This window comes from Lyngbya sp. PCC 8106 (assembly GCF_000169095.1).
Classification (GTDB): Bacteria; Cyanobacteriota; Cyanobacteriia; order Cyanobacteriales; family Microcoleaceae; genus Capilliphycus.
The window spans coordinates 30,480-43,206 of sequence record NZ_AAVU01000017.1 but is presented as its reverse complement, the minus strand read 5'-3'; the positions used below and the strand labels follow the sequence as shown (position 1 = coordinate 43,206).

The window sequence follows — 12,727 nt, the reverse complement described above, 5'->3', positions numbered from 1 at the left end:
ATGTTTGAATTTATCACTTAAGGAGATAAACTATCCCGAAATACTAACCTTTCCGTTGAAAAGTTCATCGACCGATGAGTTAACCATTTATAAAGAAAGGAGAGAGAAGATGAGAAGTTCACTCAAACAAATAAAATCTGGTTTTAGTAGTTTAGGAGTCGCATTTACAATTGCGCTTACGGCTATTCCAGCGATCGCACAAATTGATTTAGCAATTGTAACAGAAATTCTCGGAGATAACAACGAAGTTTTTATCGAGAACCAAGTCGCCCAAGAAAGTGATGATGCGGCTTTAGGTGAAGAAGTCCGCACGGAACAAGCCCGGGCGCAACTTGACTTTAATACAGGCGCGTCGGGACGAATGACCGAAAATTCTTCGATTGTTGTGGGTCAGTGTATTGAAGTCCAGCAAGGGGCTTTAGTGGCTTCTGGCCCGGCTAATGGTTGTCTGTCGGGGTTTGCTGTCGGTGTCCAAGGAACGATTTATTTGATGAGCGCCGATGAAGACGGAATTGGTACAATAAATGTTTTAGAAGGACAAATTCAACTCGCTCTCCAAGACAACCCCGACGACCCCAACGCCTTAGTGATTTCAGCCGGACAGAGAGTTGCAAGGTTAACCCAAGGTTTAGCGCTCGCTGATATTACGATTGAACAACTCACCAAAGAAGAATACGAAGCCATTATCACCGGGCCGTTATTTCGAGGGTATCAAAATCCGTTACCCGATCAGGATAAAATAGATGAAATTTGTAAACGGCTGTATCAAAATTGTGTTGCTGTAGGAAGTGAACCTCCTCAACCGCCTCAACCTCAACCGCCCAAACCTCAACCGCCTCAACCTTCTGAACCGCCTAATGGTACACCTGTTCGCGGTTTATGGTAAGAATACATTAAGATTTGATGAAGCACGGGTTGTCGTCAACTCGTGACTTCTTTTGAGGCGGGAAAATCAAGTTATGACTTTGAAGCGACCCAAACGTGTAAAGTGGTATCAGTGGAAAAATATTCAAGCCCGATCACCGTTATTTCGCTCTTTTGATAAATGTCTGTGGTTTCGGATTTACCTGGCGTTGGTGATTGCTTATATTGGTCTGCTGTTTGTGAACCGGGTTGAAAACTGGGTTGCAGGTGAAACGATTTGTCAGGTACAAGACACGGCTTTACACTGTATTACTCAGGAAGTTCTTTCTCTGATTACTGTTGACCATGTAGAAAGCTTCAGTATTTCCACTGTTGCGGCTTTATATTTACTCGAAAGTCGTAAACGCCGAAAACGGGCTATTTATGAAGCATGGCAGGTTGTTGACAGTACCGCCACTTCGGGAGTTTTCGCTAGTCGAGCGCGACTGAAAGCTCTGCAAGACCTCAATAATGAAGGTGTTTCTCTCGATGGACTCGATATTTCTCAAGCTTACCTCAAAGAAATTAATCTATCTGGCGCCAATTTAGTTGAAGCCAACTTAGAAGGTGCGAACTTACAAGGCGCTAGTCTTAGTCATGCTAACCTGAGTGGAGCCAATTTGCAAGGCGCTGACCTCCAAGGCGCAAATCTCCACGAAACTAACTTTCAGGGGGCGAACCTCGCGGGTGCTAACTTAGGCGGTGCAAACCTCAAATGTACAGACTTTCAAGGGACTAACTTACAAGAAAGCCATCTCAAACAAGCCTATTCTGTGCGAAAAGCGAAATTTGCACAAGCTAACCTTTCTGGTGTGGATTTTCAAGGCGTTAATTTACGGGGGGCTAATCTCAAACAGGCGATTTTATCTGAGGTTAATCTCAGCGAATCTAATCTCGCGGATGCAAACTTAGAACAAGCGGATTTGATGGGCGCAGAATTACGAGGGGCGACGTTAAAAGGAACAAATTTAAGTCAAGCTTATTTAGTCAGAACAAACCATTTACGAGAGGTTAAAAATCTGCGAGAAGCGAACTTAAAAGGGGCGAATTTAACTCGGGCAAATTTACGAGAAGTTAACTTACAGGGTGCGAATTTACAACAAGCGAATTTACAACAAGCTATCCTACAAGGTGCGAATTTAAAAGACGCTAATTTAATCAGAGCGAACCTACGAGAAGCAAAACTTCAAGACGCTAAACTTCAAAGGGTTAACTTAGAACGTGCGAATTTACAAGCGGCGAATTTAACCGATGCTAACTTAAGCAATGCTAATTTAACTGATGCTAGTTTGTGTGACACTTGTTTAAATCAGACTCAATTTTATCAAGCTGTTTTAATTAGAGTAGATTTTTATAGCCTTGATAACCTATTTAACACGGATTTTCAAGATGCAAATTTTCAAGATGCTGACCTAAAAGGGGCAAATTTACGAGGGGTTAATCTCAAAAACGCCAACTTTCAAAACGCCAACCTCAAACACGCCAATCTCAGCGATATAGAAATTATCAACCCCCGGCAAATACAAGCTGCTCAAAATTACTGGGAGGCTGAATATAGTGAGGATTTTCGCCAACAGCTTAATCTAAAAACCCATTATTAAGGCTTGATATTGGAGTTAATTTCTGTGTTCCGATTTGCTCTGAAACTTGACAGAGTTCGGGTTTGATTTCTTCTACTTCTACGGAGTTTGTTTGAGAATTTTTATCCGCGATAACTTTCGGAAAACTGCCTTTCTGATAAGCTGCAATTTGAGTCGGTGTTAACATATCCATAAAGTCAGCCAGTTCGCGATAAGTCACACATTGCACATCCGGTTGACCACAAACGGCTTCTGCAAACCTAAATAAAGCATTCCAATAGGCACCATTATTCCAAGCTGAAAAGTGATGTCCGATGTGTAAAGGGGCGCGATTTCCTTTATAGTTATTCTCAAAATAGTTCATATAGGTTTTGAAGGTATCCTCCTCATAACGTTTGGCTTGGCTTGAGTTAGATTTGGCTTTGGAGTGAAGATAATAAAAGTTGTAGTCCATTGACAATACACTCTTTTTTGTTAAAGCTGTCGTGATACTGGCTAACGGAAAATTCCAAACCCCATTTTGTTTTTGTGGCCAATAATTGGGTTGATTGCTGCGACTTGTATCATACCGAAATCCTTGCTTTTCTAAGGTACGAAATAAACCAGGACTGGTTCCGAGTTCGGGGGCGCGAAACCCTTCAATTGCATTGCGGTCAAAGGCGAGACGACCTGTTAAACCGTTGATTTTATAAGCGTCAAAAATGAATTTATCAAAGTATTCAAACTCTTTTTTCCAGTCGGCTTCACTCCAGTTATTACCGTTAAAATGACCGACTGCATGAGAAGCAATTTCATGTCCTTCTTGATAGGCTAAATTTACCTGTTCGAGTCGTTTTTGAATGTCATCTGGTGAACCGCCCCAACCAATGGCTGAACGTCCTAGACCTTTTCCAGCAGGGGCATTGTAGAGTTTACGGTTCTCATTGCTGACAAAATAAACCGCGCTAATAAAATAAGTAAAACGTAAATTGATGCCTTTTTGTTCTAAGGTTTTGGCAAAGTTTCGCGACTTGTTCCAAGCCTCTAAAGAACTCGAACCATCAAAGGCTAACAAAACAAATTGGGGTGGCGTTTCCGGTGCTTTAATTAATTCTTCGTTTCGTAAAAGATTATATAATAAACGAGTATTCCAACGCTGAGATTTACAAGAGTTTCCGCCGTCTGCGTTGCTACAAGCTGTTACTAATTGTTGAGGAAAAGGGCCGATTGCATTTTGACCTTCTACACAGTAATTTGTAATGGAGTTGAGACGAGAACCATCTGGGCATCGTCCATTTCCGTAGGCTTTGAGAAAGAGTGTTTCCGACCAGTGAGTCTGATTACAAGCGCTTCCGCCTCCCCAGTCTAGACATTTTTCGATCATTTTTTGGGTGACTGGCCCGAAGGCAGTTTGACCATCTGAACAATAATATTTACCTTTGTCGTTAACAAGTTTAGCTTCAAAAGTTGGGGGAACTTCAACAATTTTATTAGGAGTTTTTGTTAGGGTTTCTGTTTGTTGAGGAGAAACCGTTGATGGGGTTGTGCAGGCGGAAAGTGAAAGTAATAAACCGCAGTAAATTAAGCCCTGATGCCATAATTTGAAGTTGAACTTTAATCGAATTAGCACATTACACCCCTTAAAAAAATACTTTGAACACCCATTCTATTTCAAAAGTCTCTTAATTTTGACATTAAAAAAGGGTTAACGCTTTGTATTTCAGCATTAACTTTGATGGGTATTTTAGGTGATTAACTGAGTTTATGTCAAGAGGTTGAGGTTAATTTTGGGTTAATTTTGTGATCGGTTCATCATTTAAGAGGACAGCTTGTATTCTAAGGGTTCACAGAATTGATTAATCCCTGTTTTGATAGCATAAATGACCACAGGAGTGATTAACAGTTGTGGACAAGTATTTTGTTCGATTAAATGTCCGACCATTTTACTAATATTACCTTGCAACAGTTCGTCACGATATTCTTGATCACAAATTGTTACCCGATACCGTTTCGCCACACCCGCCAGCCAATTATCGGAAGTTGTGGGCATTTGTCCAACTTGAATTGCAATGGAAATAGCCGCATCTTCGATATCTCCTTCACAGTCTTCTATGGTATCCAACGCTTCTAATGCTTGGGGATATTCAGAAAGTTGCGAACGAAATTGAGCAATTTCTTGAGACGTTAAAATAACCATCTATCCTAAATTGATATTTTTTTCTACTTTATTGCTTGGGAACGATTTCATCATCAAACCAAGCCGTTAAAGCAACTGCTAAAGCATCGGCTGCATCATCAGGTTTGGGAATTTTATCTAAGTCCAATTCCCGGGCGACTGCATTTTGTACCTCAACTTTATTGGCGTTACCATATCCGGTTAACGCTTGTTTAACTTGAGGCGGGGAAAACTCAACTAGAGGAATTTTTTCCTGGGCTAAAACTAACATTAAAATTCCTCGGGCTTGAGCGAGGGAAATAGTATTTCCCATCCGATAAAAAAACAGTTTTTCAGCAACCGCTAAATCGGGCTTAAACTGTTCAATTAAGGTGTGTAAATCCTCATAAATTGTACAAAGACGCTTTCCCATTTCTTGATGGGCAGGTGTTTTAATCACTCCAAAATCAATTAAAGAAACGGGATAGCCACCCCGTTCCCTTTTATTTTGACAATGAATCACACCAAAGCCCAAAGTTGCGAGTCCAGGATCAAATCCAATAATACGTCTTTGCATGGGTTAGGATTTTTTCAAGGTTTAAAGTTCCAATTTCTAACCCTTAAACCTTTTCAATTAATTGCCGTCCTCGGGTTCGGGTAAACCAAAGACTTGACGGAAAACTTTCTGCACTTTGTATCCTGAATCAATTGATTCTAACGGATCTTTCCGCAGACGATGACGCAAGCAAAGGGTAATCACCCGACCAATATCTTCGACTGTTACCTCTGTGCGACCTTCCAAAGAAGTTAAGGCTTTAGCGGCGCGGTTGGTGACAATATCACCTCGCAAACCATCAACATCAAGTTCTGAACAAACTTGAGAAATATTCACGCGAAAGTCATAGCTAATTTCGACAGAAGAGAGTCTTTGTTGAGCCTCAATAATCGTCTGTTGTAGTTTTTCTTGATCGCTGAGATACTGAGCGAGAAATTCTTTAGGAGCGCCGTCAAAAGCAGTACGTTGTTCAACAATTTTAACCCGCAAATTCGGTTCTTTAACAGTGCGAATTTCGGCGTGCATTCCAAAACGGTCTAACAGTTGAGGGCGTAGTTCTCCTTCTTCGGGGTTACCTGAACCTACTAACACAAACCGGGCGGGGTGACGGATAGAGATTCCTTCTCGTTCAACGGTATTCCAACCACTAGCCGCAGAGTCGAGCAACACATCAACAAGGTGATCATCTAACAAGTTCACCTCATCAACGTAGAGGATACCGCGATTAGCCTTGGCAAGCAAGCCCGGTTCAAACGCTTTCACCCCTTCAGCTAGGGCTTTTTCAATGTCAATGGTGCCACAGACACGATCTTCAGTCGCCCCTAATGGTAAATCAACCATCGAGACTTTTTTGCGTGCGACGGGAACCGATTGTTGATCGAAGACTCGCTGACGGACTTCATCACTCATCAATTCTGGGTCATCTGGATGACTGTTGAAGGGGTCATCTGCAACGATCTCTATTTCGGGTAATAAGTCAGCTAAAGCCCGAATAGTGGTCGATTTGCCCGTTCCGCGATCGCCCATGATCATCACACCACCGATTTTGGGGTCAATCACATTCAGCAGCAACGCCAGTTTCATTTCTTCCTGACCGACAATTGCGGTGAAGGGGAAAACAGCACGACGGGCTAGGCTAGCTGTTGATTTTGCATTTTCAGTCGTGACGACGGTTGAACTCACAGTTTTTCAATTCTCTATTCCGATGTACCGTTTTATATTGTCTCATATTTTTGTAAGGGCAGATTTATCTATTCAACGGGTTAGCCAGTATCTTACGGAAAACGATCTGATCGTTGCCTGTGATGCAGAAGTGATCGCTCTCATCGGGCATAATTGGTTGAATCATCGCCAACTCCAACATAGACATAAAAAATCAACCTTTCTCAGACTTTACGGACTTTCACCCGCTTCCTCAAAGAAAGGCTGCTTCGTTAAACTGATGTCGAATTATGCGGGTTTGGCTTGGGCGCTGCGTTGTAACACTTTGCGAATTGAAGCTTTTTCAATTAACCCGACTAACATTCCATTTCGCATTACCGCTAATTCATTAATTTGTTCTTTTTCAAATAAGGTGACAACATCGAGTAATGAACGTTCGGCTTCTATCGTGTTAGACAGTTCAACGGGTTGCATCAGTTCTTTCACTGAAGTTGTCGGCCACTGAGATGTGGGAATTGCTCTCATGCTATCGACTTCAAATTGACCCAACAATTCGCCTTCTTCGTTAACAATAAAGAACCGTTTGGCTTGAGCTTTTCCGATGATATATTCATTAGCTAACTCACGCAAAGATAATTCCTCAGAAATGATCGGAGTCTCGTTGGTGAGGGCATCTTCTGCGGTAAACTCAGACAGTTTGCTGCGTAATGTAGCATCTTGGGCCAAAACACCCGCATTTTGTAATAGGAACCAACCGATTAAGATTGTCCAAAAGTTGGGGAATTGACCGGATAATAAGGTCGGTAGAAATCCTAATGCGATCGCAGTCCAACCTAATGCTTGACCGACTCGACTCGCCCAGATTACTCCAGTATACTGATTTCCGGTAATTTTCCAAACGAAGGCTTTGAGTACGTTTCCGCCATCGAGAGGTAAGCCAGGAATCAGGTTAAATAGAGCCAGCGCCAGGTTAATATAGGCGAGTAAACCCACCATCGCCCCTAATGGCCCGCTTGTCGCGATGCTAGTTCCAATTCCGGTTAACAGTAAAAATAGGGCAATACTTACCGCAGGGCCTGCGATCGCAATCCAAAAGGCACCACCGGGGGTTTTGGCTTCTTTATCTAAACTTGCGAGTCCCCCAAACAGAAATAGGGTGATTGATTTAACGTTGATTCCTTGTTTGATGGCGACAAAACTATGTCCGAGTTCGTGCGCTAATACTGATGCAAATAGCAGCAAAGCGGCGACTAAACCGAGGACTGTAGAATTGATGGCGCCCAAGGTGGGAAATTCCGATGATAAGTTGGTTCCGTAGCTTAATGTCATTAATCCCAGTACGATGAACCAGGAAGCGTTGACATAGAACGGAATACCGAATAAGTTACCGACTCGTATAGAGTTATTCATTAAATATGTCCTTTGAATTCAGCTTGTGTAAACGGTTTATTTCCTTAATTTTATCTCTGCATCTATCGTAACGAAATGTAAACGTTTTACGCAATCTCTCATTTTTCGTATGTACCGTCTATTCAGGTACGGTTTTCGCAAGATTCATCTATTTATTTTTTCGATTGTAGTTGCTATTTCATCTCAGAACTCAGATTTAGAGGGCGATTACGCTCTGTCTTCGCTGACCGGAAAGAGGCTGGCAAAGGTTTTTATGCTTAGACCGGGAGAAGGTGGTATAATTACTATTGTGATAGATATCACAGGTTTATGAAGCAACAAGTCACTAGGTTTTTCTAGTGCTGTCAACAAAACGTAATTCAATTTGTCACAGATCTAATCACCAAGATAGGAGATAATTAAGGGTAATATAAAAGTTCAATTTAGACCTATGCCCTTAATTAATCTTCTTCCCGGAGCAGTTTACGCCATGGTTGCATCTGTCGGAAATAACAATTATTTAACTCAAGCTGACCGATACGGATTAATGGCTGCTATCTTAGACGATACCCTCAGTGAAGATGAGCGAAAATCTGTTGATCGTTTACTGCGGGCTGTTATGAGAGGACGAATTCAGGTTGTGGATGAATTATCTGTGATCAACTAATCTCTAGTCTTACTATAAGGTAGGGTTAGATTTTTGAACTCTATCTTATGGTAAATATTTCTGTACGACAGTCCAACCGCTTAGAGAAACAACAGCAAAGGCGAAGAAAAGTACAATATTGGTACTAATATGAAGTGATCGCGCCCAAGGTCGTGAAGGATGAATCTGAGTTGCACTCCACGCTGAAACGAAAACTAAACTCACGACTGTTAATCCCGCAGGCAAGTGGGCTGAATGACCTAGACTCCCATAGTGACCGAGGGTGCCAATCAAACCAATTGCCAACAGGAGTAAAATCAACGCAACCATTGTACCACCAATCACATAATGAGCGGTTCGTAATCCTGGAGGGCGAGGTTTTTTCACATTACGAGTATAAAACATCCAACTACCTGTGACGGCGAGCATCAGGTAAGCAAACAGCGAAAATCCCATTGACCAAGCAGCTATCTTCCATAGCCACAGAAAAGACGGAAGGTTCATTAGAAGTTCCTAAATCCAACTTCAGCGATACGGGCGTTGCGTTATACAACCAATCAAGAGTCGCTAGGGCGATGACTACAAAGATAGCATTACCCGTGTAACAAAGGATCTTTCGCCAGAAGAATTGATCAGAAAATGGAGTAACCTGAGTTTGAGGGTGAACAGTGTGTGAGGTTGGGGGTGCTGAATTGAGACTAAACATGATCAATTAAACCACTCTACTTGATTACTAGAATGGCTTAGATTTTAATCAAGTGCGTTAAATTTCGATAAAAAGTTTATGAGAAAAATTTTAGCTTTGATTAATCCATAGAGAGTGATCGATTTATTAGGGGAGTTCTATTAAAGAGGTTTAGTTCACTCTAAGGTTCACAAAAGCAGCGTTTAAACCTCTTGTTAGTTCAGCTTTATTTAGAAATAAAATGTACCCAAAAATTACCATCTGGCATACAAGTGCGTCGAATTAAACCATAGGAATAACGTAAATAAGCACCACTTAAATCGGTTCGGTATCCACTCGAAAACCATTCACCATAAGGATCATGAACAATTAACCCATAATCATCATAGCCCACGACAGGCATGATATGACCAAAGGCGGTAAAATATCCGTGAATTACACAGGGTTTTCCTTCAGCTAACCAATCTTTTAAATCATCCATATCTCCTTTTTCGGTGAAATAATCTTGACAGCCATAATCTCTAACAATTTTTGCCAAATCATAGGGACTCCATCGACTGTAGCCTCTTTTAATCGCATATTCATACAGTTCATCTTCAAACTGTCCGTAGCCTTTGCGACGAGGAGCATTATAATACGTTAAACACATCGCCATAGAAGTGACGTTACAAGCGCCTGTGGGGTTGAAAAAGTTATCCGTTTGAGGTTTGTAGGGAAAGTTCTCTAATCGGACTCGTTTTGGTAAAATTTTCGGAAAAACAAGCTTACTTCCTTCGTAAATTTCGGCGTGTTTTTCAAAGACATACCAAATAGATTTGTCTTGAAAAGTTTCGCCCCGAAATGCAACTCTGACGTGACTGCGAATGGGTTCAAAAGCAATCAGAGAAAAAGACTCATTTTCTTTAATTCCCTGCTTTTCAGATTCACTGAGTTCACTAGATTGAACGGGTCTAAGTTTGAGAATTGTTTCTTTAGTAATTTTTATAACCAAAGCCGGACTGGGTAAGTCTTCTGGCTTGGTTTCAATTAATAGTTTTGCTGTATTTGTCCCTAAATATCCCGGTTCGCCGCAGTCCATCAAGATTTGAAATCGGTGTAATGCTGCGGTTGATAACGAGCCAAACTTACCATCAGCAGGTGGGTTCAGTAAACCCAGGTTAATCACCAGCGTCTGAATTTGACGAGTTAATTCCTCATCTGCGGCGATCGCTTTCACATCATAGCGCTGATCTGTTCCTACAAGATCCTGTAGTTTCATATTGAATGGAAATATCTTGAGAGTCGTTTGCTTTTTCGGTCATTATATCCTTGAAGTTAGGCTTTAGCGTTATCAATTTTTTAAGGATTCTAAAAACTTCTAATCTGCAATTGTCTGCCCATTCGCCCGACCTTAACATTGCTTCATTCAGTTAGAATCAAAACTTAATACAATAACAGACAGTTGAACTCGATTCGCCAACTGTCTAAAAGTCTTCAACTATTCTATCCCAACTCACATCAACATTATCTTCCCCTCATCCAAGTCGGGAAACCGACTTCATCTCTGAGAGTGATGACTTGATTGCCTTTACTGACTTCACTGACCACCATCATCCCTCGTCCATCGCCGGAAGTCACTCTAATTCCTGTGACTTGAATCTGATCGTTCGGCTCGAGTCTAATATCTTGATTGTCAATATACCACGATGGGCCTAAATGTAAATCCATCGTTTCATTGTCCGTTTGTAAGACGACATGAACACCTCCTTTCTCCCATTCTCCGTTCGTCCACCGATCAACTTGAAGTACCTTTCCTGTGACGGTTTCTAGCTGATTGGAGTTAAATATCATGCCTTGGTGTTGTCCATATCCACCCCTGTGATTTCCAGGCATCTTTCCATATTCACCCCTGTGGTTTCCGGGCATATTTCCAGATTCACCCCTGTGATTTCCAGGCATCTTTCCATATTCACCCTTTTGATATTGCTGAGAAAATTTACCAGATTGACAGGGGGAAAAGGTTTGAGAAATCTCGAAGGTCGAATCACTAGAGAGGTCAATGGGATTGAGTGCAATTAGGGCTGCACTAAGAATTGTCGCGGCACTGAAATAGATACTCATAATTCAGTCCTTCTGGTTTATAACCAGTTATTCTAATTTTTATTTTAACATAAAATACCTCTGAAATCACGAATCTAGATAAGATTACAAAACTTTAAATCATCAAGAAAAATATTTAGGCTTGTATTTCAAGAGTTGCCATCATTCCTAAATCTTCATGATCGAGAATATGACAATGATAAACGGTTTTACCGGGGAAATCTTTAAACGGAATACGAATGCGAACAACTTCCCCACGCCTCACTAAGGTTGTATCTTTCCAAGCCCGATAGGGTTCGGGTTTATTATCTCGGCTAATCACTTGAAAATCATTAACATGAAGATGAAAAGGATGATCCATCGTCCCTGTATTGGCGATTTCCCAGTCTTCAATCGTATTCAATTTAACCACAGTATCAGGGTTTCCCATCTCAAACGGTTGACCATTGATTAAAAAGACCATTCCCATTCCCGGCGCCATCCCGTGATTGAGAGTTAAACGGCGTGTTTTTTGGGCTTGAGGGAGTTCAGGAACCGTAATTAATTGTTTGGGTAAAGGCAGAGTTTCAACCCGGTTATTATAAGTTAAAGTGGCTAAAGTTTGCGAAGTATTGGTATTAGAACGGTTTCCCATCATTCCACCTCCCATCATTCCACCTCCCATCATTCCGCCTCCCATCCCACCTGTGCGATCATAAGGTAAGTTTAAAAGGCGATATTGTCCGGGTTCTCGTTCTCCTCGAACAAGTATTTCTACTCGTTCACCGGGAGTTAATAACACTTCTGATAATTCGACAGGTTCAGAAATAGAACCGCCATCGGTAGCGATTAAATACAGGGGATGTTCTTCTAATTTTAGGCGATAAAAACGAGAAGTAGAAGCATTAAGAATTCTGAGGCGTAATAATCCCCCTTGAGGAATAGAAAAGTTAGGATTCAGTTCACCATTAACGGTTAAAAGTTCTCCTTCTCGCCCCAACATTATTCCCATGTGACCTTGAAAATTTGCTTGATTTCTGTTCAAAGCAAAATCTTTTAAAACGATAAATTGTTCTTCTGCGGCTTGAATTTCAGGAATTTCATCCAGTTCACCCCGGACTATCAATAAACCTGCTAAACCCCCAAAAACTTGTTCGGCGACTAAACCATGTAAATGGGGATGATACCAAAACGTTCCAGATGGATGATTTTTAGGAAGGGTAAATTCATAGGTAAAACTTTCCCCCGGTTGAATCTTTAAAAACACATTATCGGCGTTTCCTGTGGGCGGAATGTGCAAACCGTGATAATGTAAATTGGTCGGTTGGGGGAGTTTATTGGTAAAGTTAATTCTGACTGTATCTCCCGGTTTTGCTTCCAATCTTGGCCCGGGTATTTGTCCGTTATAACTTAAGAGTTTTGCCTTTTTTCCAGCAATATTAACCTGATCAAAGCTTGCTTCTAAATCAACATCTAATAAATTTCCTACACTACTTTGAGTTACAGAATTTGAAGATTTGGCTTTGATTGAGTTAGAAACACATTGCGTTAATAAAATAGCACTGGCTGTAGAGGTGCTTAAGGTGATGAATTTTCTGCGGTTAATCATGTTATT

12 protein-coding genes are annotated in these 12,727 nt (G+C 41.3%); 3 read left to right on the top strand and 9 right to left on the bottom strand.

Annotated elements, in window-relative coordinates; genetic code table 11:
* Positions 1-109 precede the first annotated feature (109 nt).
* Both L8106_RS13150 and L8106_RS29595 read left to right on the top strand, forming a co-directional pair.
* Positions 110-886 carry a hypothetical protein gene (locus L8106_RS13150; RefSeq protein ID WP_009784807.1) on the top strand — a complete coding sequence of 259 codons (777 nt, stop codon included), beginning with the start codon at positions 110-112 and terminating at the stop codon, positions 884-886.
* A gap of 73 nt (positions 887-959) precedes the next feature.
* Positions 960-2,504, top strand: a complete 1,545-nt coding sequence (locus L8106_RS29595; RefSeq protein WP_009784806.1) for a pentapeptide repeat-containing protein — start codon at positions 960-962, stop codon at positions 2,502-2,504.
* On the opposite strand, the gene L8106_RS13140 is transcribed toward L8106_RS29595, so the two are convergent.
* The 5 genes from L8106_RS13140 to L8106_RS13120 form a co-directional block, all read right to left on the bottom strand.
* Positions 2,482-4,092, bottom strand: coding sequence for a polysaccharide deacetylase family protein (locus L8106_RS13140; protein WP_009784805.1), 1,611 nt, complete (start codon positions 4,090-4,092; stop codon positions 2,482-2,484). The genes L8106_RS29595 and L8106_RS13140 overlap by 23 nt on opposite strands.
* A 186-nt stretch (positions 4,093-4,278) precedes the next feature.
* Positions 4,279-4,659 (bottom strand): hypothetical protein, encoded by a 381-nt coding sequence (locus L8106_RS13135; RefSeq protein ID WP_009784804.1) that lies wholly within the window; start codon positions 4,657-4,659, stop codon positions 4,279-4,281.
* Positions 4,660-4,687: 28 nt separating this feature from the next.
* Complete coding sequence (gene ruvC, locus L8106_RS13130) at positions 4,688-5,194, bottom strand: crossover junction endodeoxyribonuclease RuvC (protein ID WP_009784803.1); 507 nt, start codon at positions 5,192-5,194, stop codon at positions 4,688-4,690.
* Between the two features lie 57 nt (positions 5,195-5,251).
* Entirely contained in the window at positions 5,252-6,355 is a 1,104-nt protein-coding gene (bchI, locus tag L8106_RS13125; protein ID WP_009784802.1) for a magnesium chelatase ATPase subunit I, read from the bottom strand.
* 267 nt (positions 6,356-6,622) lie between these two features.
* The gene (locus tag L8106_RS13120; protein WP_039896231.1) at positions 6,623-7,744 is read right to left on the bottom strand and encodes a site-2 protease family protein; all 1,122 of its coding nucleotides are present in this window, start codon (positions 7,742-7,744) and stop codon (positions 6,623-6,625) included.
* Positions 7,745-8,174: 430 nt separating this feature from the next.
* Between L8106_RS13120 and L8106_RS13115 the strand changes: the two genes are divergently transcribed.
* Complete coding sequence (locus tag L8106_RS13115) at positions 8,175-8,390, top strand: hypothetical protein (RefSeq protein ID WP_009784800.1); 216 nt, start codon at positions 8,175-8,177, stop codon at positions 8,388-8,390.
* A 45-nt stretch (positions 8,391-8,435) separates the two neighbouring features.
* Here the strand turns inward: L8106_RS13115 and L8106_RS13110 are convergent, their stop codons facing one another.
* From L8106_RS13110 to L8106_RS13095, 4 genes are all read right to left on the bottom strand, one after another.
* Complete coding sequence (locus L8106_RS13110) at positions 8,436-8,873, bottom strand: DUF4079 domain-containing protein (RefSeq protein ID WP_039896228.1); 438 nt, start codon at positions 8,871-8,873, stop codon at positions 8,436-8,438.
* A gap of 407 nt (positions 8,874-9,280) precedes the next feature.
* Entirely contained in the window at positions 9,281-10,312 is a 1,032-nt protein-coding gene (locus tag L8106_RS13105; RefSeq protein WP_009784798.1) for a C39 family peptidase, read from the bottom strand.
* Between the two features lie 245 nt (positions 10,313-10,557).
* A complete protein-coding gene (locus L8106_RS31440) occupies positions 10,558-11,154 on the bottom strand; it encodes a hypothetical protein (protein WP_009784797.1) in 597 nt (198 codons plus the stop codon).
* A gap of 115 nt (positions 11,155-11,269) precedes the next feature.
* A complete protein-coding gene (locus tag L8106_RS13095; RefSeq protein ID WP_009784796.1) occupies positions 11,270-12,721 on the bottom strand; it encodes a multicopper oxidase family protein in 1,452 nt (483 codons plus the stop codon).
* Positions 12,722-12,727 lie beyond the last annotated feature (6 nt).

Excerpts from the sequence above, each read along its gene's own strand:
- L8106_RS13150 (WP_009784807.1), top strand. The coding sequence starts at position 110 with ATGAGAAGTTCACTCAAACAAATAAAATCTGGTTTTAGTAGTTTAGGA.
- L8106_RS29595 (WP_009784806.1), top strand. The coding sequence starts at position 960 with ATGACTTTGAAGCGACCCAAACGTGTAAAGTGGTATCAGTGGAAAAAT.
- L8106_RS13135 (WP_009784804.1), bottom strand. The coding sequence starts at position 4,659 with ATGGTTATTTTAACGTCTCAAGAAATTGCTCAATTTCGTTCGCAACTT.
- ruvC (WP_009784803.1), bottom strand. The coding sequence starts at position 5,194 with ATGCAAAGACGTATTATTGGATTTGATCCTGGACTCGCAACTTTGGGC.
- L8106_RS13120 (WP_039896231.1), bottom strand. The coding sequence starts at position 7,744 with ATGAATAACTCTATACGAGTCGGTAACTTATTCGGTATTCCGTTCTAT.
- L8106_RS13115 (WP_009784800.1), top strand. The coding sequence starts at position 8,175 with ATGCCCTTAATTAATCTTCTTCCCGGAGCAGTTTACGCCATGGTTGCA.
- L8106_RS13110 (WP_039896228.1), bottom strand. The coding sequence starts at position 8,873 with ATGAACCTTCCGTCTTTTCTGTGGCTATGGAAGATAGCTGCTTGGTCA.
- L8106_RS13105 (WP_009784798.1), bottom strand. The coding sequence starts at position 10,312 with ATGAAACTACAGGATCTTGTAGGAACAGATCAGCGCTATGATGTGAAA.
- L8106_RS31440 (WP_009784797.1), bottom strand. The coding sequence starts at position 11,154 with ATGAGTATCTATTTCAGTGCCGCGACAATTCTTAGTGCAGCCCTAATT.
- L8106_RS13095 (WP_009784796.1), bottom strand. The coding sequence starts at position 12,721 with ATGATTAACCGCAGAAAATTCATCACCTTAAGCACCTCTACAGCCAGT.